General features: G+C 59.6%; 20 protein-coding genes and 1 tRNA gene. 13 read left to right on the top strand and 8 right to left on the bottom strand.

All coding sequences use genetic code 11. From position 1 onward, the window contains the following. Positions 1 to 102: 102 nt before the first annotated feature. The 6 genes from gpmI to M0808_RS09425 all read left to right on the top strand — a co-directional run bounded on the left by gpmI (position 103) and on the right by M0808_RS09425 (position 8407). Positions 103 to 1629: a 2,3-bisphosphoglycerate-independent phosphoglycerate mutase gene (gene gpmI, locus M0808_RS09450; protein WP_202370820.1), complete on the top strand. Its 1527-nt coding sequence runs from the start codon at positions 103 to 105 to the stop codon at positions 1627 to 1629. A 240-nt stretch (positions 1630 to 1869) separates the two neighbouring features. Next, the gene (locus M0808_RS09445) at positions 1870 to 3156 is read left to right on the top strand and encodes a murein hydrolase activator EnvC (protein ID WP_027611262.1); all 1287 of its coding nucleotides are present in this window, start codon (positions 1870 to 1872) and stop codon (positions 3154 to 3156) included. A 31-nt stretch (positions 3157 to 3187) separates the two neighbouring features. Continuing rightward, positions 3188 to 4507 carry a S41 family peptidase gene (locus tag M0808_RS09440; protein WP_247840875.1) on the top strand — a complete coding sequence of 440 codons (1320 nt, stop codon included), beginning with the start codon at positions 3188 to 3190 and terminating at the stop codon, positions 4505 to 4507. A gap of 2 nt (positions 4508 to 4509) precedes the next feature. Beyond that, positions 4510 to 5286 carry a divergent polysaccharide deacetylase family protein gene (locus M0808_RS09435; protein WP_247840873.1) on the top strand — a complete coding sequence of 259 codons (777 nt, stop codon included), beginning with the start codon at positions 4510 to 4512 and terminating at the stop codon, positions 5284 to 5286. A gap of 130 nt (positions 5287 to 5416) precedes the next feature. Further along, positions 5417 to 6895: a serine protease gene (locus M0808_RS09430; RefSeq protein WP_247840871.1), complete on the top strand. Its 1479-nt coding sequence runs from the start codon at positions 5417 to 5419 to the stop codon at positions 6893 to 6895. A gap of 207 nt (positions 6896 to 7102) precedes the next feature. Next, a complete protein-coding gene (locus tag M0808_RS09425; RefSeq protein WP_247840869.1) occupies positions 7103 to 8407 on the top strand; it encodes a Vps62-related protein in 1305 nt (434 codons plus the stop codon). On the opposite strand, the gene M0808_RS09420 is transcribed toward M0808_RS09425, so the two are convergent. The 7 genes from M0808_RS09420 to M0808_RS09390 all read right to left on the bottom strand — a co-directional run bounded on the left by M0808_RS09420 (position 8388) and on the right by M0808_RS09390 (position 14204). After that, the gene (locus tag M0808_RS09420; RefSeq protein ID WP_247840867.1) at positions 8388 to 9143 is read right to left on the bottom strand and encodes an ABC transporter substrate-binding protein; all 756 of its coding nucleotides are present in this window, start codon (positions 9141 to 9143) and stop codon (positions 8388 to 8390) included. The two genes, M0808_RS09425 and M0808_RS09420, sit on opposite strands and share 20 nt — an antisense overlap. 73 nt (positions 9144 to 9216) lie before the next feature. Continuing rightward, complete coding sequence (hisF, locus tag M0808_RS09415) at positions 9217 to 9987, bottom strand: imidazole glycerol phosphate synthase subunit HisF (protein ID WP_007909211.1); 771 nt, start codon at positions 9985 to 9987, stop codon at positions 9217 to 9219. Between the two features lie 9 nt (positions 9988 to 9996). Next, entirely contained in the window at positions 9997 to 10734 is a 738-nt protein-coding gene (gene hisA / locus M0808_RS09410; protein ID WP_096796693.1) for a 1-(5-phosphoribosyl)-5-[(5-phosphoribosylamino)methylideneamino]imidazole-4-carboxamide isomerase, read from the bottom strand. Between the two features lie 42 nt (positions 10735 to 10776). Continuing rightward, positions 10777 to 11037 (bottom strand): DUF2164 domain-containing protein, encoded by a 261-nt coding sequence (locus tag M0808_RS09405; protein ID WP_003220751.1) that lies wholly within the window; start codon positions 11035 to 11037, stop codon positions 10777 to 10779. Then, positions 11038 to 11676 carry an imidazole glycerol phosphate synthase subunit HisH gene (gene hisH, locus M0808_RS09400; protein ID WP_027611254.1) on the bottom strand — a complete coding sequence of 213 codons (639 nt, stop codon included), beginning with the start codon at positions 11674 to 11676 and terminating at the stop codon, positions 11038 to 11040. Further along, the gene (gene hisB / locus M0808_RS09395; protein WP_007909204.1) at positions 11676 to 12269 is read right to left on the bottom strand and encodes an imidazoleglycerol-phosphate dehydratase HisB; all 594 of its coding nucleotides are present in this window, start codon (positions 12267 to 12269) and stop codon (positions 11676 to 11678) included. Before hisB ends, hisH begins: the two co-directional genes overlap by 1 nt. Before the next feature lie 270 nt (positions 12270 to 12539). Next, entirely contained in the window at positions 12540 to 14204 is a 1665-nt protein-coding gene (locus tag M0808_RS09390; RefSeq protein WP_096796694.1) for an OFA family MFS transporter, read from the bottom strand. A 223-nt stretch (positions 14205 to 14427) separates the two neighbouring features. On the opposite strand from M0808_RS09390, the gene M0808_RS09385 reads away from it, so the two are divergent. From M0808_RS09385 to M0808_RS09360, 6 genes are all read left to right on the top strand, one after another. After that, positions 14428 to 14832, top strand: coding sequence for an acetyl-CoA sensor PanZ family protein (locus M0808_RS09385; RefSeq protein ID WP_135294767.1), 405 nt, complete (start codon positions 14428 to 14430; stop codon positions 14830 to 14832). Positions 14833 to 14910: 78 nt separating this feature from the next. Beyond that, positions 14911 to 17136, top strand: coding sequence for an AsmA family protein (locus tag M0808_RS09380; protein WP_247840865.1), 2226 nt, complete (start codon positions 14911 to 14913; stop codon positions 17134 to 17136). Further along, entirely contained in the window at positions 17133 to 18200 is a 1068-nt protein-coding gene (gene mutY, locus M0808_RS09375; protein ID WP_247840863.1) for an A/G-specific adenine glycosylase, read from the top strand. Before M0808_RS09380 ends, mutY begins: the two co-directional genes overlap by 4 nt. Next, positions 18197 to 18469: an oxidative damage protection protein gene (locus M0808_RS09370; protein ID WP_003220737.1), complete on the top strand. Its 273-nt coding sequence runs from the start codon at positions 18197 to 18199 to the stop codon at positions 18467 to 18469. The genes mutY and M0808_RS09370 overlap by 4 nt, the downstream gene beginning before the upstream one ends. Before the next feature lie 103 nt (positions 18470 to 18572). Next, positions 18573 to 18648, top strand: a tRNA-Phe gene (locus M0808_RS09365). Between the two features lie 211 nt (positions 18649 to 18859). Beyond that, entirely contained in the window at positions 18860 to 19210 is a 351-nt protein-coding gene (locus tag M0808_RS09360; protein WP_247840861.1) for a hypothetical protein, read from the top strand. 48 nt (positions 19211 to 19258) lie between these two features. Here M0808_RS09360 and M0808_RS09355 read toward each other — a convergent pair whose 3' ends face one another. After that, entirely contained in the window at positions 19259 to 19708 is a 450-nt protein-coding gene (locus M0808_RS09355; RefSeq protein ID WP_247840859.1) for a carboxypeptidase regulatory-like domain-containing protein, read from the bottom strand. A 261-nt stretch (positions 19709 to 19969) separates the two neighbouring features. On the opposite strand from M0808_RS09355, the gene M0808_RS09350 reads away from it, so the two are divergent. Further along, positions 19970 to 21028: a PDDEXK nuclease domain-containing protein gene (locus M0808_RS09350; protein WP_247840947.1), complete on the top strand. Its 1059-nt coding sequence runs from the start codon at positions 19970 to 19972 to the stop codon at positions 21026 to 21028. Positions 21029 to 21095 lie beyond the last annotated feature (67 nt).

The following is a 21095-nucleotide window of genomic DNA, read 5'->3' as shown; positions in this document are numbered from 1 at the left end:
GTGGGCCAAACCCCGTCCGGCGGTGACGTGGTCGGAACTAAGCATTAAACTCGCCACTCCCTTTTCCATCGCCCTCTTCTTTATTAGCCACGAGTGGATTCCATGACTACCACGCCTAAACCTTTGGTCCTGATGATTCTCGACGGCTTCGGTCACAGTGACAGCCACGAATCCAATGCCGTGTATGCGGCGAAGAAGCCTGTGCTCGATCGTCTGTGGGCCACGGTGCCGAACGGCCTGATCTCGGGCAGCGGCATGGACGTTGGTCTGCCGGACGGCCAGATGGGCAACTCCGAAGTCGGCCACATGAACCTCGGCGCCGGGCGCGTGGTGTATCAGGACTTCACTCGCGTGACAAAAGCGATCCGCGACGGTGAGTTCTTCGACAACCCGACCATCTGCGCTGCCGTGGATAAAGCCGTGGCCGCCGGCAAAGCCGTGCATTTCATGGGTCTGCTGTCCGATGGCGGCGTGCACAGCCACCAGGATCACCTGATCGCCATGGCCGAACTGGCCTTCAAGCGCGGCGCCGAGAAAATCTACCTGCACGCCTTCCTCGACGGTCGCGACACGCCACCGAAAAGCGCCGCGTCGTCAATCGAACTGCTCGACGCGACCTTCCAGGCGCTCGGCAAGGGCCGCATCGCCAGCCTCATCGGTCGCTACTTCGCGATGGACCGTGACAACCGTTGGGACCGCGTATCTCAGGCCTACAACCTGATCGTTGACGGCAACGCCGAATTCAACGCCGCCACCGCTCAGGAAGGCCTCGACGCCGCCTACGCCCGTGGCGAGAGCGACGAATTCGTCAAAGCCACCACCATCGGCGAGCCGGTCAAGGTCGAAGACGGCGACGCCGTGGTGTTCATGAACTTCCGCGCCGATCGTGCCCGCGAGCTGAGCCGAGTATTTGTCGAAGACGATTTCAAGGAATTCGAGCGCGCGCGCCAGCCAAAAGTGCAGTACGTGGGCTTGACCCAATACGCCGCCAGCATTCCAGCCCCTGCAGCCTTTGCTCCGGGCAGTCTGGAAAACGTGCTTGGCGACTACCTGGCAAAAAACGGCAAGACTCAGCTACGCATCGCCGAAACCGAAAAATACGCGCACGTGACCTTCTTCTTCTCCGGCGGCCGCGAAGAGCCGTTCCCGGGTGAAGAGCGCATTCTGATCCCGTCGCCGAAAGTCGCCACCTACGACCTGCAACCGGAAATGAGCGCACCCGAGGTCACCGACCGCATCGTCGACGCCATCGAGCATCAGCGTTACGACGTGATCGTGGTCAACTACGCCAACGGCGACATGGTCGGCCACAGCGGCGTGTTCGACGCTGCGGTAAAAGCCGTGGAATGCCTGGACACCTGCGTCGGGCGCATCGTCGAGGCGCTGGAAAAGGTTGGCGGCGAAGCGTTGATCACCGCCGACCACGGCAACGTCGAAAAAATGGCCGATGAAGAAACCCATCAGGCGCACACCGCGCACACCACCGAGCCGGTGCCGTTCATTTATGTCGGCAAGCGTGACCTCAAGGTTCGTGAAGGCGGCGTATTGGCGGACGTCGCGCCGACCATGCTGATGCTGCTGGGCCTGGAAAAACCGGCGGAGATGACGGGGACTTCGATTCTGGTGTAATTCGCCAGATCAAACACCGCCAAACCCTGTGGGAGCGGGCTTGCTCGCGAATGCGGAGTATCAGCAACGTTGATGTTGACTGACGCCCCGCATTCGCGAGCAAGCCCGCTCCCACATTGGTTTTGCGCTATTTTTATTACCGAATCTGCTCCAGTTATCACACAAGCCCAATTGGGCGTTTTTTTTGCAGCCCCGGGCGGGCATACTAGGCCGTCCATTACCCTGGTGCCGCCCGCCTCTATGCTCCGCGTCCTGATCGCCCTCGCTCTGACCTGCCTGCTCCAACCGGCCTTCGCTGACGAGCGCGCGCAAACCCAACAGCAGCTGGATGCCACGCGTCAGGACATTGCCGAGCTGAAAAAGCTGCTGGGCAAGCTACAGGAAGAAAAATCCGGTGTGCAGAAAGAGCTCAAGGGCACCGAAACCGAGATGGGCAAGCTCGAGAAGCAGGTCGACGCCCTGCAGAAAGAGCTGAAGAAAAGCGAATCCGAGCTGCAGCGACTCGATGCGGAGAAAAAAAAACTCCAGAGCGCGCGCACTGAACAGCAGCGACTGATCGCCATCCAGGCCCGCGCGGCCTACCAGAATGGCCGTCAGGAATACCTCAAGCTGCTGCTCAACCAGCAGAATCCCGAGAAATTCGCCCGCACCCTCACCTATTACGATTACCTGAGCCAGGCCCGCCTGGAGCAGTTGAAGAACTTCAACGAAACCCTGCGCCAACTGGCCAATGTCGAAAAAGACATTGCCATGCAGCAGGCGCAATTGCTGGTGCAGAAAAGCAGCCTCGACACCCAGCGCGACGAGCTGGAAAAAGTCCGCAAGGAACGCCAGCAAGTCCTCGCCAAGCTCAACGATGACGTGAAAGCCCGCGACCAGAAACTGGCCGCCCGCGAGCAGGATCAGGCAGACCTGTCTAAAGTCCTTAAAACCATTGAAGAAACCCTGGCCCGTCAGGCCCGTGAGGCAGAAGAAGCGCGGCAGAAAGCGCTGATCGCCCAGCAGGAAGCGGAAAAAAAGCGTTTGCGTGAGGCGCAGGCTGACAACAGCGACGCCCCACGAAAACCCGTCAAATCAACCCCCGGCGCACTGGTGTCCAGCAGCGGCGAGACCTTCGGTGGCCCTTTTGCTGCAACCCGGGGAAAACTTCCGTGGCCGGTTGATGGTCGATTGCTGGCACGCTTCGGCGAAAGCCGTGGCGACGATGCCCGCACCAAGTGGGATGGCGTGATGATCAGCGCCGCCGCCGGCAGCCAGGTGCATGCCGTGCACGGCGGGCGCGTGGTGTTCGCCGACTGGCTGCGTGGCGCCGGGCTGCTGGTGATCCTTGATCACGGCAATGGTTATCTGAGTCTTTACGGTCACAACCAGACACTGCTCAAGTCGGCCGGTGACGTGGTAAAAGCCGGTGAGTCGATCTCCACTGTGGGTAACAGTGGCGGTCAGGACACACCAGCGCTGTATTTCGCAATTCGTCAGCAGGGTCACCCGAGTGATCCGGCGCAATGGTGTCACGCGCAAGGATAAGCGCGTCGCCTAATTCAGGAGTTCGTTCGACATGCTGCATTTGTCCCGCCTTACCTCGCTGGCCCTGACGATCGCCCTGGTGATCGGCGCGCCTCTGGCGTTCGCCGCTCAACCGGCTCCGGCCGTCGCCCCGGCAGGCACTGCCGCGACCGCCAAGGCACCGTTGCCGCTGGAAGAGTTGCGCACCTTTGCCGAGGTCATGGACCGGATCAAGGCGGCGTATGTCGAGCCGGTGGATGACAAGACCCTGCTGGAAAACGCGATCAAGGGCATGCTCAGCAACCTCGATCCGCACTCCGCGTATCTCGGCCCTGAAGACTTCACCGAACTGCAGGAAAGCACCAGCGGCGAATTCGGCGGTCTGGGCATCGAAGTCGGCTCCGAGGATGGCTTCATCAAGGTCGTCTCGCCGATCGACGACACCCCGGCGTCGAAGGCCGGCATTCAGGCCGGTGACTTCATCGTCAAGATCAACGGCCAGCCGACCCGTGGCCAGACCATGACCGAAGCCGTGGACAAGATGCGCGGCAAGATCGGCCAGAAGATCACCCTGACCCTGGTGCGCGATGGCGGCACGCCGTTCGATGTGACCCTGGCCCGCGCCGTGATTCAGGTGAAGAGCGTCAAGGCGCAGCTACTGGAATCTGGCTACGGCTACATCCGTATCACCCAGTTCCAGGTCAAGACCGGCGAGGAGGTCTCCAAGGCTCTGGCCAAGTTGCGCAAGGACAACGGCAAGAAGCTCAACGGCATCATCCTCGACCTGCGCAACAACCCGGGCGGCGTGTTGCAGGCAGCAGTGGAAGTGGTCGACCACTTCATCAAGAAAGGCCTGATCGTTTACACCAAAGGCCGGATCGCCAACTCCGAACTGCGCTTCTCCGCCACCGGCAAGGACGAAAGCGAAGCGGTGCCGATGGTCGTGCTGATCAACGGTGGCAGTGCCTCGGCTTCGGAAATCGTCGCCGGCGCCCTGCAGGATCAGAAACGCGCGGTAGTCATGGGCACCACCAGTTTCGGCAAAGGCTCGGTGCAGACCGTGCTGCCGCTGAACAACGACCGCGCGCTGAAGATCACCACCGCGCTGTACTTCACGCCGAACGGCCGCTCGATCCAGGCCCAGGGCATCGTCCCGGACATCGAAGTGCGCAAGGCCAAGATCACCAACGAAGCGGACGGCGATTACTTCAAGGAAGCCGACCTGCAAGGCCACCTGGGCAACGGCAACGGCGGCGCGGACAAGCCGACCGGTTCCGGCACCAAGGCCAAGGCCATGCCGCAGGATGACGATTACCAGTTGGCCCAGGCCTTGAGCCTGCTCAAAGGGCTGAGCATCACGTCCGGCCGTTGAGGATGTCGTTGCGCTTCCTCCTCGTCCTGCTCTGCTGTCTGGCGGGTGCTGCTCACGCAGAACCCGCCAGGACGCCACCGCAAAAAGCCTACCTGACGCTGATCATCGACGACCTGGGGCAGAACCTGCCCCGGGATCGCCGCGTGCTGGCCCTGCCCGGCCCGGTGACCACGGCGATCATGCCAGATACCCCGCACGCCACTGAATTCGCCCGCGAAGCCCATCGCGCCGGCAAGATCGTGATCCTGCATATGCCCATGGACCCGGCCACCGGCCCGTATGCCTGGCATCCCGAACTGCCGCTCGAAGAGCTGCAAAAGCGCCTCGACGCCGCGTTCAAAATGGTCCCTTACACCGCGGGCATCAACAACCACATGGGCAGTCGCATGACCGCCCAGCCTGTGGCGATGGCGTGGCTGATGGGCGAGTTGCAGCGTCGGCACAAGTTCTTCGTCGACAGCCGCACCAGCGCCCAGACCGTGGCGGCGCAGCAAGCACAGAAGATCGATCTGGCGAGTGTTTCGCGCGATGTGTTTCTCGATGACGAACGCACCGAAGCCGCCATTTTCAACCAGCTGCAGACGGCGATCAGCCTGGCCCGCAAGCAGGGCTCGGCAGTGATGATCGGCCACCCTTACCCGCAGACGCTGGCGGTGCTGGAACGTGAATTGCCGAAGCTCAAGGCGCAAGGCATCGAGTGGATCGATATCAAGCAGATGATCAGCGTGCGGAGTAACAAAGCGACAGCTGCGCACGGGAAAAATGGAATTTATCGTTAAGCTATCAACTTATTAAATTCTCATAAGCCTCTACGTCCAAAATAAGCAGCAATAACTTATAGAACCGACTCAAACATAACTGTCTTATTCTGCGCCAGTCTTGCACCCATATATTAGCCAAGGACTGGCCATGAACTTTAAATATATCCACCCAAGCTTTTTATTACTGACTGCCTTCTCACTTCCTGCCTGTTCCAGCCCTGTCGATTACGGCAAGGGCGCTGAAAACTTCTCACCGTCGCAACACCTGACTAACAAAGATGGCGAAAATAACCACTGGATGGGAATCGGTGAGTACAAAAGCCGCGAGCACGGCTCCTGCACCGCCTTCCTGATCGACACAAACAGCTCTCGCCCCTCTGATTCCGCCTATGCACTGACCAGTGCCCACTGCGTGGGCAAGGAAAACGGGGTCATGCGAACAGATGACCCTATCGAAGCCAGCATTACCTTCAACAACTTCATCGATACGACTGCTGCCTCCAGGACTGTGCCTCTGAAGAAAGTAGCCTGGAGCAGTATTCAGGGTGTCGACCTGGCTCTGTTGGGGCTTGGAGTGTCACAGGGCGAACTTCTGGCTCAGGGCATCACGCCCATGAAACTGGCCCGGCAGGCGCCGGCAGAAGATAGCGACATTCTGATTGTGCACAAACCCGTTGGCTCTCCATTACAAATGTCAGCCTGCACCCACATGCCCTCCCCGGCGATTTTCGAAAAGCCTTGGGTTTGGCGGCATACCGTCAGCAACCAATGCAAAGATATTGCTTCCGGAAGCTCGGGGAGTCCGGTCATCGTTCGAGCGACCAACGAGGTCTATGGCGTCCTTGGGACCTTGGCTCACCATCTGACGCCGCTGCCTGGATACGGTCAGATGCCGAGCGGCAGTTACGGCAGTCCCACCTCGGCTTTCAACAACTGCTTTATCGATGGCAAACTCAATACGGATCCGCAGGTGTGCGAATTATTTCCGGCAGCCTCTATCAGACTGCATGCCCAACTGCCAACGCATGCAAAGATCAGCGTAAACGCTCAGGGCAACTACGTTTATCCAGAATGGAACTTTGAAATAACCGCCAGCACCCGGTTTATCCGGACCAAACGCACGTCGGACCCGGTCGAATGCGAAGTTCCGCAAGACTACAGCCAGCCAATCACCACCGGCACTGCGCCGACTCGATTAAATGTTCCGATGGGACCTGAAACCGGGCCTAGCAACCTTTGCATCATCGCCACAAACAGTACTGAGGACATATTACCCGCAGGCACTTATCGCAATGCCGTCACTGTTCCCACTTATCTGGTTGATGCGGGCCCGACGCCTGTTCCGACCATAGAGACTTCGTTCAACAAAGAGATAAACAGGGCGCTGATTCTGTGGCCGGAACGCAAGAACGAAGGTCTTGATCGATACGAGGTAAAAGGCGGCCTTGCTGAAAAAGTCAGTTGCGAAGACCCACAGGGTTATAGGCATGTGACCTCCAATTGGCTACGCCCGCAAAGCAACTTCCCCCTCAAACTCTGCGTTTACGCTGTCGACCCCAACAATCAGCGCTCAGAATTGAAGGAATACATCCTGGAATGGGAAGCGCTCGAAAACAGCGCCCCCTGAGCTGATCAGTGACGTCGGCCTTGTGCTTCTGCATCAATAGGCAAAACAGGAGCGCAAGGCTGCCCAAGGCAAGGAACGGTTTTTTTGGAAATAACTGGTCACGACGTCATACATAGTTACCGCCAGAGACCGGTTGCGATTACCGATAGTGAGACCTGCAACGGGTCGCGACTCCCTTGAGTCGCCGTTCAACTATCAGGAGTGACCATGACCATTCATGACCAGGCCGCAGCGCCATCCAGGCAAATCGAGCCGATCCGACACGACAATCTGCTGATCCATTTCACCACGGAATTTCACCGGATCTGGGACAGCACCGGCTCACGGGCTAAACCCGCGGCCTTCTGGCGCCCGACTCCGGCGCCGGATGTATTGCCGGGCTATTTCCCGCTCGGCGACGTGTTCGTCGCCGGGCACGACAACATTAACGGCAGCACCGTGGTAGCTGTGGTTTGCGAAGCCGATGCACCCAGTGCAGATCCGGCCAGGGGCCCGGCATTAAGGCGCCCGGACGATTTCGAGCTGATCTGGAAAGATTCCGGCTCAGGCTCGAAGAAAGACGGTGCAGTATGGCGACCGATCGCCCCGCAAGGCTATGTGGCCATGGGCGCGGTCTGCTCCAATGATCACGAAAAACCTTCACTCAACGCGGTTCGCTGTGTACGGGCCGATCTGGTGATCGCCTCGGACGTTGGCGAACTGATCTGGAATGACAGGGGCAGCGGTGCCAGACAGAGTTTCAGCGCCTGGAGCGTCACGCCGACGAATGCGCCGCCGGGAGAGATTCATTTCGCACCAGGCACCTTTGTTGGGGCAAGCAGTTTCAACCGGCCAGAGAGCAATGTCGGTGCCTATTCACTACGGATGCAGATCGCGCCACTGATCCAGTCATCGCCACAGCTGCCGATGCTCTTGGCAGCGGATGCCCCCGAAACCAAGGGAGCGGCCACCCTCGCCCAAGTCATCGAGCTGCCATGGTTCGTGGTCAAGGATGACTTGTCGCCAATTGATCAATTACGCACCACGCCGTTTTATCGCCTGGAAAGAACCGACCAGTACTATCTGGTTGGGAGCGGACACAACACGGGCGAGGAGGCACGGGCTTTCAAGTGGACTGCGCAGCGGCTGCAGAATCCGAAGACGCTGCGTCTGTTCACTCAACTTACTGCGATCAGTTTTGTGAGCCCGTGGGCAACGAAGGCAGACGCTCCTGCGTCACTCCCATTTTCGGCAAGACTGGACAGCCAGTTCACTCACAGCGAGACGTCAACCAGTGGCTGGCAGACTCCGTTTGTTACCCATGTGATCGCGATGGCCGGCAAAGGCAAATTCGTCGCGGTTTATCAGCTGGAGAGTTTCTACGAGCTGCGTCGTGCTGACGGCTCGCAAGCGGGGATCAATCTGGCTTACACCCAGAACGATAACCTGAGTCTGCTGCAGTATCCGCCGCAAGAATGCACCCACCAGGCAACAGACAAGTCGTTGCCGACGGCTACAGATAGCGCCCCATGATCTCGTCGACAACCCCGTCCTTGCGCATCTGATCCAGCGCCGCCTGCAGCCTGGCGACCGTTGCGTCCGACACATCCTTGTTCAGCGCCAGATATAACTCGGCGCTGTTGAAGCGCAACACGGTCTTGAGCCCAGTGACCCCGTCCTGCCGCGCCAGATAACGCCCGGCAGGATCACCCGTGGCCCACAGGTCGATCTGGCCGTTGACCAGTTTTTTCGCGTTGTCCTGATCGCGCAGTACGACCATAGGCTTCAAGCCCTGCTTGGCCAGCGTCTCGGCAATCGCATCGCCTTTGTAGGCACCGATCTTGTATTTGCGTGCATCGTTGAGGGTGTCGAGGGTGATCTTGCTGTCGGCCCTGGCCAACATGATCCAGTCGTCCGGACCGATCGGGCCGACCCATTTGAACAGGTTTTCGCGGTCCGGCAGGCGGGCCATCACGAAGGCGCCGTAACCGGGGTTTTCCAGCGCCAGTTTGTAGACGCGCTCCCATGGGAAGCGCAGCGTCAGGCTATAGGTGAGCCCGGCGCGCTTGAACATTTCGCGCACGATGTCGGCGGCAATGCCGTTGATGTTCTCGCCCTTGGCGAAATTCTTGCCGTCTTTCGCCATGTTGTAGGGCGGAAAGTTTTCGGTGAGGAGCACCAGATCGGTGTCGGGACTGTTTTCGGCCCGCGCCGTGTTGAGCAACAACACAGAGGCACTGGCGAGAACAAGAAGCAGGCGTTTGATCATGTCGGGCTACCGGAATCCATGGCGTGCCCAAGAGTGCCTTGGGTACGCCATGCTGTCCACTGGCCTGTACGGTTTAGCGCATCACGATGCCGCGTTTGGCCATGTACGCTTTCGCTTCCTGCACGGTGTATTCGCCGAAGTGGAAAATACTCGCCGCCAGTACCGCGCTGGCGTGGCCTTCAAGGATGCCGTCGGCCAGATGCTGCAGGTTGCCGACGCCGCCGGAAGCGATCACCGGAATGCCCAGCGCATCGCTGATCGCGCGAGTCACGCCGAGGTCGAAGCCGTTTTTCATGCCGTCCTGATCCATGCTGGTCAGCAGGATCTCGCCGGCACCGAGGCCTTCCATTTTCTTCGCCCACTCGACCGCGTCGAGACCGGTCGGCTTGCGCCCGCCGTGGGTGAAGATTTCCCAGCGCGGGGTTTCGCCCGGGCCGGAGACTTTCTTCGCGTCGATGGCGACGACGATGCATTGCGAGCCGAAATGCTGCGCCGCTTCGCCAACGAATTCCGGATTGAACACCGCTGCGGTGTTGATCGAGACCTTGTCCGCACCGGCATTGAGCAGGTTGCGGATGTCCTGCACGGTGCGCACGCCACCGCCGACGGTCAGCGGAATGAACACCTGGCTGGCCATGCGCTCGACGGTATGCAGCGTGGTGTCGCGACCATCGACGCTGGCAGTGATATCGAGAAAGGTAATCTCGTCGGCACCCTGCTCGTCATAACGACGGGCGATTTCCACCGGGTCGCCGGCATCGCGGATGTTCTCGAACTTCACACCTTTGACGACCCGGCCGTTGTCCACGTCCAGGCAAGGGATGATGCGTTTGGCCAGCGCCATGGTCAGTCCTCAGCCTTGGTACGCATCGCAGAAAGCTTGCGCTTCAGCGACGTCGAGGGTGCCTTCGTAGATCGCCCGGCCGGTGATTGCACCGATGATGCCCGGCGCCTTGGCGTCGAGCAGCGACTTGATGTCACCCAGATTGTGGATACCGCCGGACGCGATCACCGGGATCTTCGTCGCTGCCGCCAGTGCAGCGGTGAACGGTACGTTGCAGCCCTGCATCATGCCGTCTTTGGCGATGTCGGTATAAACGATCGACGATACACCGTCGGCTTCAAACTGCTTGGCCAGGTCGATGACCTGCACGGTGCTGATTTCAGCCCAGCCGTCGGTGGCGACGAACCCGTCTTTGGCATCCAGACCAACGATGATCTTGCCCGGGAACGCGCGGCAGGCTTCAGCGACGAACGCCGGATCTTTAACGGCTTTGGTGCCGATGATCACGTAGCTCACGCCCGCCTTGACGTAGTGCTCGATGGTTTCCAGCGAGCGGATACCGCCACCGATCTGGATCGGCAGGTTCGGGTAGCGCTTGGCGATCGCAGTAACCACTTCACCGTTGACCGGCTGACCTTCGAATGCGCCGTTCAGATCGACCAGATGCAGACGACGGCAACCGCCCTCCACCCACTTGGCAGCCATGCTCACCGGGTCCTCGGAGAACACTGTGGAATCTTCCATGCGGCCCTGGCGCAGACGTACGCAGGCACCGTCCTTGAGATCGATAGCGGGAATAATCAGCATCTGGCAAACCTTCAAATTTGAATGTTCAGCTTGGCTCGGAAATCAGTTTTTCTCGAGCGCCCACAGGTCGCTTTCGATGCTTTCAAACCGCTCTTTGAGGTGGGTCTGCACATCGAAAATCGCCCTGTTGTAATAGTGCGGAGCAATTTCGCGGGTAAACAACTCAAGAATTTCCGCCGCCTCGAACGAACCCAGGTCAAGTTCGAACCGATCCTCCATGAACCGCTGGATCTTGCGGTTGGCCTCGTTCTCCTGTTCGGGAGTGAGGGTCAGGATCGGCGGTTTGGACTTCTTGGCAGCCATTTACCAGCGACCGTCCCACGCGGCGAAGTTCTGCAGCAATTGCAGGCCATGGGTATGGCTCTTCTCCGGGTGGAATTGCACGGCGAAACGCGAGCCTTCGGCCAGCGCTGCAGCGAAATCGACCCCGTAATGACCGCTACCGACTACCTGCCGCGCATTGGCGGCAGCGATGTAGTAGCTGTGCACGAAGTAGAAGCGCGCCATGTCCGGAATGTCGTGCCACAGTGGGTGACTGACCTTCTGCTGCACTTCGTTCCAGCCCATGTGCGGGACTTTCAGGTGCTCGCCGTCTTCGTGCAGGTCTTTGCCGAAGAACTTCACCGCGCCCGGGAACAGGCCGATACAGTCGACACCGTCGTTCTCTTCGCTGCTGTCGAGCAGGGCTTGCATGCCGACGCAGATGCCGAGGAACGGACGATCCTGGCTGACTTCACGCACCAGCGCGTCGAAACCGAGGCGACGGATCTCCGCCATGCAATCGCGGATCGCACCAACGCCCGGGAATACCACACGGTCGGCTTCGCGGATCACGTCGGCATCGCTGGTGATCAGCACCTTGCCGGCACCGACGTGCTCGAGGGCCTTGGCCACCGAGTGCAGGTTGCCCATGCCGTAGTCGATAACTGCAACCGTCTGCATTACAGAACGCCTTTGGTCGATGGCATTTGCCCGGCCATGCGCTCGTCCAGCTCGACGGCCATGCGCAGCGCGCGGCCGAAAGCCTTGAACACGGTTTCGATCTGGTGGTGGGTGTTGGTGCCACGCAGGTTGTCGATGTGCAGGCTGACCAGTGCGTGGTTGACGAAGCCCTGGAAGAATTCCTGGAACAGGTCGACGTCGAAGCCGCCCACGGTGGCGCGGGTGTAGGGCACGTGCATCTGCAGGCCTGGACGGCCGGAGAAGTCGATCACCACACGCGACAGCGCTTCATCGAGCGGCACGTAGGCGTGACCGTAGCGACGGATGCCTTTCTTGTCGCCGATGGCTTTGGCAAAGGCCTGGCCGAGGGTGATACCGACGTCTTCCACGGTATGGTGGTCGTCGATATGCAGATCGCCCTTGCATTCAATATCCAGGTCGATCAACCCGTGACGGGCGATCTGATCCAGCATGTGCTCAAGAAAAGGAACGCCGATATCGAATCGGGCCTTTCCGGTGCCATCAAGGTTGATCGAGGCTTTGATCTGGGTTTCCAGAGTGTCGCGCTCGACAGACGCCTTACGTTCGGCCATCACCAGCTCCGCAAAATCATTGGGCGAAAAAGGCAGCCATTATAGGCACGCGGGGCCGAAACAGAAACACGCGACGTGATATGCCTGACGGACAGACTCCCGTGTTGTCGGGGATAGACATATCCATACAAGCCATTTGAAGCAGCACAAAACAAATGTGGGAGCGGGCTTGCTCGCGAAGAGGGAGTGTCAGTCAACATCAATGCTGAATGACATACCGCCTTCGCGAGCAAGCCCGCTCCCACAGGGGTACTGCGTTTTACCCATTACTTAGTGAAACAGTACCGCCGTCTTCTGCAGGGTCACCCACACACCCCACGCCAACGGAATACCCACCACCAGCCACGCAGCGATTGCCAGCGGCTTGCTGCCCGGTGCGGCTTTCCACTCCAGCACGGTGCTCGCATCAGCCCCTTTGTCGTGGCCCAGCGCCTGTTCGGCGGCCAGTTCGGCGTCGGTCATGAAGTACTTGTCGGCCACCGGACGCACCATCAGGTTGCACAGGAAACCCAGCACCAGCAGGCCGGCGAGGATGTACAGAGTGATGTCGTAAGCGGCAGCGCGTTCAACGCCGATGCTCAACTGATACTCACGCAGGTAGTTCACCAGCACCGGGCCGAGCACGCCGGCGGCGGCCCAGGCAGTCAGCAGACGACCGTGGATCGCACCGACCATTTGCGTGCCGAACAGGTCGGCCAGATACGCTGGAACGGTCGCAAAACCACCGCCGTACATCGACAGGATGATGCAGAACGCCGCCACGAACAGCGCAACGTTGCCCAGATGCCCCATGTTCGGGATCAGCGCGTACAGGGCAAAACCGAGGGCGAAGAACACGAAGTAAGTGTTTTTGCGACCCAGGTAGTCCGAGAACGAAGCCCAGAAGAAGCGGCCACCGATGTTGAACAGGCTCAGCAGACCGGTGAAGCCGGCAGCGATCGCGGCGATCGAAGCCAGTTGCCCGGCATCCAGTTGACCGAACGGCACGTCAACGCCCAGCAACTTGCCGCCGAACACTTCCTGCAGCAGTGGCGAAGCCATGCCGAGAATGCCGATACCGGCGGATACGTTCAGGCACAGCACCAGCCACACCAGACGGAACTGCGGGGTTTTCCACGCAACATTCACGTGCACGTGACGGTGGGTGATCATCGCGTTCGAAGCTTTCTTCGCTGGAGCGGTCCAGCCTTCAGGCTTCCAGCCGGTTGGCGGCACGCGGTAAGCCAGGGCGCCACCGATCATGAACACGAAGTAGATCGCAGCCATGGCCACGAAGCTTTGCCACACGCCGACACCGGCAGGCGAAGCGAAGTGGCTCATCAGCGCAGTGGCCAACGGTGCACCGACCATCGCGCCGCCACCGAAGCCCATGATCGCCATGCCGGTCGCCATGCCGCGCTTGTCCGGGAACCACTTGATCAGGGTCGAGACCGGCGAAATGTAGCCCAGGCCCAGACCGATACCGCCGATCACCCCGGAGCCGATCCACATCAGCCAGATCTGGTGGGTGTAGATACCCAGTGCAGAGATCAGCAGACCGCCGCACCAGCACAGTGCCGATACCACACCGGCCTTGCGTGGCCCGGCGTGTTCCAGCCAGCCACCCCAGATCGCTGCCGAGCAGCCGAGGAAGATGAAGAACAGGGTGTAGATCCAGCCGAGCATGGAGATCGGCCAGTCGCATTGCGAAGAGAAGACCTGAGCGATGAAGCTCATGTCCGGTGCGCAAGCCACCGGAGCCGTGACGCCCAATGCCTTGGACAGCGGCAGCCAGAACACCGAGAAACCGTAGGCCATGCCGATGCACAGGTGGATGGCCAGAGCGGCCGGTGGCACCAGCCAACGGTTGAAACCGGGCTTGGCGATGATGCGTTCCTTGGACAGGAACGCAGGCTGGTCGGCGCGAAGGCCGTCCGCCGTGATGCTCGTGCTCATTGTGTATCCCCCAATTATTAGTATGGTTCGCCAGCCACTGCTCACCCTCGGCCTTTATGCACGCAGGCATGACCGTTTTTTCGGGTGAAGCTCCTTGAAGGCGCGACGTTAAGTCGCAGAAGGACGGACGAACCGGCGAAGGTTACCATTTGCACGTGACAGAAAAACCAAACTGATATCACCTTTTTCATGTCATCTGATCTCGTCCCCACAGGAAAAAGCCATGCCGATCGCTGTCCAAGCGCTGAACGATGCCAGTTACCAGGATCAACAGGACCTGCAAAAAATCTATCGTGACGCTCCGCAATGGCTGTTCGCACCGTATTCCGGGGACGCTCAACTGATCGAAAACAGCCTGGCTGACGGCTCTTTGATTGCAGGACGTTTCAACGATCGCCTGCTCGGTGCAGCACGCCTGACAAGGCACGACAAGGTTTGGTACTTGTCACATTTGTGTGTACGAAAAGTCACCCGGCGCCGTGGGGTAGCCGAGAGACTGGTGAACCAAGCACAGAAAATGGCGTCGCAAGCGGGTGCCCAACTGCGCCTGCTGGCACCGGCCGGACACCTTGAAATCCAGGCGCTGGCCGCCAAATTGCAATTGCCGCTGGACGTCATCGCGACATGACAGCGCCCCGAACCGGGCGGATGCAGCGCTATACTCCCCGGCTAAATTACGAATTCGACTAACTACAAGGACTCGCCCATGAAAGCGTTCGGCAAAATCCTGGGTCTGGTACTTCTCGGGCTGTTGCTGATCATTGTGGCGGCGGGCTTCGCCCTGACCCACCTGTTTGATCCCAACGACTACAAAGACGAGATCCGCCAGATAGCCCGCGACAAGGCCCACATCGAGCTGACGCTCAATGGCGATATCGGCTGGAGCCTGTTCCCGTGGCTCGGCCTGGAACTGCATGAGGCCAGCATCGCCACCCTGATCAACCCGACCGAACCGTATGCCGACCTGCAGATGCTCGGCCTGTCCGTGCGCGTGCTGCCGCTGTTGCGCCGCGAAGTGCAGATGAGTGATGTGCGTGTCGAAGGCCTGAACCTGCGCCTCAAACGCGACAAGAACGGCCACGGCAACTGGGAAGACATCGGCAAGCTGCCACCTCCCGCCACGCCTGCCGGCAGCCCGACGCCTGCCAGCCCGCCTGTTGCAGAGGCCCCCGTCCAGCCGGAAAAACCGCCGCAGCCGATCCGCCTCGACATCGACAGCCTGACCGTCAACAACGCCCGTGTTGAATACACCGACGAGCAGACCGGCAAGCAGTACAGCGCCGAAAGCATCCAGCTGAGCACCGGTGCAGTACACGACTCGACCAACATTCCGCTGAAAGCCACGGCGTTCCTCAGCACCAATCAGCCTGTGCTGCGGGTGCGCACCGAGCTTAACGGCGAGCTGCGCATCGAACGCGCCCTGCAACGTTACAAGTTCGAAGACATGAAACTGTCCGGCGAACTGACCGGCGACCCACTACAGGGCAAGGCCATGACCTTCTCCGCCCAAGGCCAGATTTCCCTGGACAAGGCGGCGAACGTCGCCGAATGGACCGGGATCAAGATCTCCGCCAACCAGTTGCGTGCCCTCGGTGAGCTGAAAGCCAACGACCTCGACAAGACCCCGCAGATCACTGGCGGAATCTCGATCGCCCAGTTCGATCTGGCGAAATTTGTCGACAGCATCGGCCAGACGTTGCCAGCCATGGCGCCCGGCAGCCTGAGCAAGGTCGAACTGGTCAGCCGCGTGGCCGCCACGCCAACCAGCGTCGCCTTCGACAACATCAACCTGAAACTCGACGACAGCAGCTTCAGCGGGCGCATTGCCGTGGAAGATTTCGCCAAGCAGTCGCTGCGCGCGATCCTCAAGGCTGACACGTTCGACGTCGACCGCTACCTGCCGCCGAAATCGGAAAAAGCCAAAAACGCCACGCAAGTGCGTCAGGCCGAAGTCGCCAGCACCGAAGCCGATGCCATGGCCGGCGCCGGCAGCACACCGTTGCCGGACAAACCAAGCAAAAGCGCCTGGAGCACCGAGCGTCTGCTGCCGGTCGAGCGTCTGGCCAAACTCGACGTCGATGCCGACCTGACCTTCGGCCAACTAACCCTCGACAAACTGCCGATCCAGAACGCCGCGCTCAAAGCCACCGGCCAGGGCGGCCTGCTGACCCTGGAGAACCTGCGCGGTGGCCTGTACAACGGCGACTTCGAAGCCAAGGGCACCCTCGACGTGCGCCCGAGTGCGCCGGTGCTGAACCTGCAAACCAGGATCAACCGCGTGCCGGCCGAGAAAATCCTCGAAAGCAAGGGCAAGAATCCGCCGGTCAAAGGTCTGGTCACGCTGACCAGCAGCCTCACCGGCAGCGGCAACAGCCAGCAGGCGCTGATCGAAACCCTCAACGGCAACGCCAGTTTCGTGATCAACAATGGTGTGCTGCTCAACGCCAACCTTGAACAGCAACTGTGCAAAGGCATCGCCACCCTCAACCGCAAAACCCTCAGCGGCGAGCCACGGGGCAAGGACACGCCGTTCCAGGAACTCAAGGGCAACCTGACCTTCCGCAACGGTATCGCCAGCAACCCGGACCTGAAAGTGCGCATCCCCGGCATGACCGTCAACGGCGATGGCGACATCGACCTGCGGGTGCTGGGCATGGATTACCGCGTCGGCATCATCGTCGAAGGCGACACCAGCGCCATGCCGGATCCGGCCTGTCAGGTCGGCGAGAAATTCGTCGGCATCGAGTGGCCGCTGCGTTGCCGTGGCCCGCTGGAGCTGGGCGCCAAGGCCTGCCGTGTGGATAACGAACGTCTCGGCCAGGTCGCGACCAAAATGGCCGGCGACAAACTCAGCGAGAAGATCGATGAAAAACTCGGCGACAAGGTCAGCCCGGAATTGAAAAACGCATTGAAGGGGCTGTTCAAGCGATGACAGCGGAGCAGTTTTCCACGGCGGTGCTGGAATGGTTCGACCGCCACGGCCGCCACGATTTGCCTTGGCAGCAGGACATCAACCCGTATCGGGTGTGGGTCTCGGAGATCATGTTGCAGCAGACCCAGGTCAGCACCGTGCTCAATTACTTCGACCGCTTTATGGCCGCGCTGCCAACGGTGCAAGCCCTGGCCGAAGCGCCGGAGGACGAAGTGCTGCACCTGTGGACCGGGCTGGGTTACTACACCCGCGCGCGCAATTTGCAGAAGACCGCGAAGATCGTCGTCAGCCAGTACGACGGCGAATTTCCGCGGGACGTCGAAAAGCTGACGGATTTGCCGGGAATCGGCCTGTCCACCGCCGGCGCCATCGCCAGCATCAGCATGGGCCTGCGCGCGCCGATCCTCGATGGCAACGTCAAACGCGTTCTGGCGCGCTTTACCGCGCAGGAGGGTTACCCGGGTGAACCGAAGGTCGCCAAACAGCTGTGGGCCAATGCAGAGCGTTTCACGCCGCACGATCGGGTCAACGCCTACACCCAGGCGATGATGGATCTCGGCGCCACGCTGTGTACGCGCAGCAAACCGAGCTGCCTGCTGTGTCCGCTGGAAAAGGGCTGCGAGGCGCACATGCTCGGGCTGGAGACACGCTACCCGATCCCCAAACCGCGCAAGGCCATCCCGCAGAAACGCACGCTGATGCCGCTGCTGGCCAACGGCGAAGGCGCGATTCTGCTTTATCGCCGCCCGTCCACGGGGCTTTGGGGCGGCTTATGGAGCCTGCCGGAACTCGATGATCTCGACGACCTGCAACATCTGGCCGCCCAGCACTCGCTGACCATGGGCGAGCAGCAGGCGCTGCCAAGCCTCATCCACACGTTCAGCCATTTCCAGCTGTCCATCGAACCCTGGCTGGTTCAGGTGCAGGAGGCCGGTCAGCACGTGGCCGAGGCCGACTGGCTCTGGTATAACCTCGCCACCCCGCCGCGCCTGGGCCTTGCCGCCCCGGTCAAAACCTTGCTCGAACGCGCGGCCGCCGTATTGAACGCAGGAGAGTCGTCATGACCCGCACCATCATGTGCCGCAAGTACAAAGAAGAACTGCCCGCGCTGGAACGCGCTCCTTTCCCGGGCGCCAAAGGTCAGGATATTTTTGACCACGTCTCGGCCAAAGCCTGGGCTGACTGGCAGAAACACCAGACCCTGCTGATCAACGAAAAGCGCCTGAACATGATGAACGCCGAAGACCGCAAATATCTGCAGGGCGAAATGGACAAGTACTTCTCCGGCGAGGATTACGCCAAGGCGGAAGGCTACGTTCCGCCTGCAGAGTAAACCTGCAAAATCGGGGGGCGGATCGTAAGCGACGGAATTAATTTAAGAAATTTTAAAAAAGTCGTTGACGTAAATCCGAAAAACCCTTTTAATGCGCCCCGTTGCCCAGATAGCTCAGTCGGTAGAGCAGGGGATTGAAAATCCCCGTGTCGGCGGTTCGATTCCGTCTCTGGGCACCAAATACCGAAAACCCTGAATCGCAAGATTCAGGGTTTTTTTATGCCTGCGATTTGATGGCGGCTCAATCCAGCCCCTTTGCGCAGCCCAGAAAAAACCCGCGAGCCTTTCCCAGGCATCGCGGGTTTTGATTGCGCAAATGCGCGACGGGTTTCGAACAAAGGCGATCCGCGCTACTTTGGCTGCACCTTATGGAAGAGGGTCATCCGTTCGATGAACCAGAAAAGAACCCGCGTGCCCCTGCCCCATCCGCCACCCTATCGCCAGAGTCGGACTGCATTCTGGCTGACGGCGCTGGTCGGCGTACTGATCGCCTTCCTCATCGGCGCGTCGATTTATCTGATCGTCCACAGCTTGATCAGCGGCTCCATCACCACATGGAACCGCTCCGGTCCACGCCACACCTACACCCTTGCACTGCAACCGCGAATGTTCTGGTTCGAGATCGTGTCGCAGTGCGTTGGTACCCTGTTCCTGATAGCCGTCGGCTGGATTGGACTGTGGATTCACCGCATGGCGCGCGAGCCCGGCGACAAGCAGAAGGCCAAGCGTACGCGGGGGTAAGGAAGGCGCGGGATTGAACCGCGCCTCGATTCTTCAATACACCCGACGTTATCCAGCGTCATTCCAGTGGAACACCAGATTGCGCGCAGTGCCGCTGCCAACGTCTGTTACGTCACGCCGTGTTTCGCCATTGCGCGTGGCGACCACGGTGTATTTACCAGGTGGCAATTGCACGTAAACCAGCGGGCCGGTTTGGGTGAGAGTCAGTACGGTTTGCCCTGGTGACTTTTGAATCATCACATCGACATCAGCGGTGTACTGGTCTTGCGCCCCCACCGCGAACGTCATGTGCAGGTTGTAACCGGTGGATTGTTGAATGGCTTTTGCCTCATCAACGCCAATCCCGCCGGACAAGTAGTTGATGCCGTTTTGCTGCTGTTGTTGAGCCTGTACGCCTGCGCTGTCGACGGGCTCAAGGCTGGCCGCCTGCAGCATCGCCGGAAAAGCCAATACAGCGACCGCAGCGACTGGCAGCATGAATGAAAGAATGCGCTTCATAATCTCTACTCCCGGACTCTTTTAGAGCCCAACCGTGGCTCCTTATTTGATCCAGCCAGGGAAGCACGCGTTTTAGATTGATTGGAACTTGGCCTGTGTACGAAATGGACTACAGACCATCACTCACTGAAACACCTTTTGCCGGCAACGTCCTGCAATACCCATCCCTTCTTCCTGCCGCCTATACAGGGCTCGCCCGACATCGCCGAGCGGCGAATCCCGGCATGCTTTGCGTCTGTTTCCACTGATGCGGAAGACTCGATGAGCCAGGTAAAACCTACTGAGGCGCAAGACCCGAAAATCGATTCATTGCTGGGGGATTTGGGCGAACTGATTCGCCAGGCGCGGCAAAAAGTGCTGCGTGCGGTTGATACGATTCAAGTCCAGACCTGTTGGCAGATCGGCCGGCATATTGTCGAGTTTGAACAGCAAGGGGCGCAGCGGGCGGGGTATGGCAAGCAGTTGCTGGCCTTGTTGGCGAAGGATCTGACGGCGCAGTTCGGGAAGGGATTTGATGCTTCCAACCTGCGCTATATGCGCCTCTTTTATCAGGCATTTCCAATTCGTGACGCACTGCGTCACGAATTGAGCTGGACCCACTATCGGCGGCTTTTGGGCGTCACCAGTGAAAAGGCTCGCCATTGGTACATGGAAGAATCTGCCAATCTGAACTGGTCCAGTCGCGCCCTTGATCGACAGATCAATACGCTTTACTACGAGCGACTGCTGATGAGTCGAGACAAAGCCGATGTGATCGAAGAGGCCACCACCCACATTGAAGCCATGAAACCCCATCCTCGGGAATTCATTCGCGACCCCGTCATACTCGAGTTTCTTGGGCTGCCGTCGGCCGGCAAGGTCAGGGAGAGCCGTCTTGAACAGGCCCTCATCGACCATCTGCAGGGGTTTCTCCTGGAGCTGGGTAAAGGCTTTTCCTTTGTCGCTCGGCAACAACGCATCAGTACCGATGGTGACGATCTGTACATCGATCTGGTGTTCTACAACTACCTGCTCAAATGCTTCGTGATCATTGACCTCAAGCGCGGCAAGCTCAGCGCCGGCGATGTCGGACAGATGGACATGTATGTACGCATGTACGACGAACTCAAGCGCAACGAGGGCGACAAGCCGACAGTCGGGATCATTCTGTGTGCAGAAAGCAATGATTCGGTCGCGCGTTACTCGATGCTCAAGGGCAATGAGCAACTGTTCGCCAGCAGTTACAAGACGATTCTGCCGAGTGAGGAAGAATTACGCGCAGAACTCAATCGGGAACAGGCCTTGATCGAAGAACGCCTGCTCATTCAATCGACTGAATAAACCTTCTGGATTGTTGCCGGGCGGCGCCGAGACTATCGTTGGCAACTTAACCGCAAAGGTGGAAAGC

Origin of the sequence: Pseudomonas sp. MWU12-3103b, assembly GCF_023100615.1 — a bacterium.
Classification (GTDB): Bacteria; Pseudomonadota; Gammaproteobacteria; order Pseudomonadales; family Pseudomonadaceae; genus Aquipseudomonas; species Aquipseudomonas putida_A.
The sequence above is the reverse complement of the archived record's forward strand: the minus strand, read 5'-3'. Positions and strand labels throughout refer to the sequence as shown.

Excerpts from the sequence above, each read along its gene's own strand:
- M0808_RS09445 (WP_027611262.1), top strand. The coding sequence starts at position 1,870 with ATGCTCCGCGTCCTGATCGCCCTCGCTCTGACCTGCCTGCTCCAACCG.
- M0808_RS09390 (WP_096796694.1), bottom strand. The coding sequence starts at position 14,204 with ATGAGCACGAGCATCACGGCGGACGGCCTTCGCGCCGACCAGCCTGCG.
- hisH (WP_027611254.1), bottom strand. The coding sequence starts at position 11,676 with ATGCAGACGGTTGCAGTTATCGACTACGGCATGGGCAACCTGCACTCG.
- M0808_RS09370 (WP_003220737.1), top strand. The coding sequence starts at position 18,197 with ATGACCCGCACCATCATGTGCCGCAAGTACAAAGAAGAACTGCCCGCG.
- M0808_RS09425 (WP_247840869.1), top strand. The coding sequence starts at position 7,103 with ATGACCATTCATGACCAGGCCGCAGCGCCATCCAGGCAAATCGAGCCG.
- M0808_RS09440 (WP_247840875.1), top strand. The coding sequence starts at position 3,188 with ATGCTGCATTTGTCCCGCCTTACCTCGCTGGCCCTGACGATCGCCCTG.
- M0808_RS09385 (WP_135294767.1), top strand. The coding sequence starts at position 14,428 with ATGCCGATCGCTGTCCAAGCGCTGAACGATGCCAGTTACCAGGATCAA.
- M0808_RS09420 (WP_247840867.1), bottom strand. The coding sequence starts at position 9,143 with ATGATCAAACGCCTGCTTCTTGTTCTCGCCAGTGCCTCTGTGTTGTTG.
- mutY (WP_247840863.1), top strand. The coding sequence starts at position 17,133 with ATGACAGCGGAGCAGTTTTCCACGGCGGTGCTGGAATGGTTCGACCGC.
- M0808_RS09430 (WP_247840871.1), top strand. The coding sequence starts at position 5,417 with ATGAACTTTAAATATATCCACCCAAGCTTTTTATTACTGACTGCCTTC.
- M0808_RS09435 (WP_247840873.1), top strand. The coding sequence starts at position 4,510 with ATGTCGTTGCGCTTCCTCCTCGTCCTGCTCTGCTGTCTGGCGGGTGCT.
- M0808_RS09350 (WP_247840947.1), top strand. The coding sequence starts at position 19,970 with ATGAGCCAGGTAAAACCTACTGAGGCGCAAGACCCGAAAATCGATTCA.
- hisF (WP_007909211.1), bottom strand. The coding sequence starts at position 9,987 with ATGGCGCTGGCCAAACGCATCATCCCTTGCCTGGACGTGGACAACGGC.
- gpmI (WP_202370820.1), top strand. The coding sequence starts at position 103 with ATGACTACCACGCCTAAACCTTTGGTCCTGATGATTCTCGACGGCTTC.
- M0808_RS09360 (WP_247840861.1), top strand. The coding sequence starts at position 18,860 with ATGAACCAGAAAAGAACCCGCGTGCCCCTGCCCCATCCGCCACCCTAT.
- hisB (WP_007909204.1), bottom strand. The coding sequence starts at position 12,269 with ATGGCCGAACGTAAGGCGTCTGTCGAGCGCGACACTCTGGAAACCCAG.
- hisA (WP_096796693.1), bottom strand. The coding sequence starts at position 10,734 with ATGCTGATTATTCCCGCTATCGATCTCAAGGACGGTGCCTGCGTACGT.
- M0808_RS09355 (WP_247840859.1), bottom strand. The coding sequence starts at position 19,708 with ATGAAGCGCATTCTTTCATTCATGCTGCCAGTCGCTGCGGTCGCTGTA.
- M0808_RS09405 (WP_003220751.1), bottom strand. The coding sequence starts at position 11,037 with ATGGCTGCCAAGAAGTCCAAACCGCCGATCCTGACCCTCACTCCCGAA.
- M0808_RS09380 (WP_247840865.1), top strand. The coding sequence starts at position 14,911 with ATGAAAGCGTTCGGCAAAATCCTGGGTCTGGTACTTCTCGGGCTGTTG.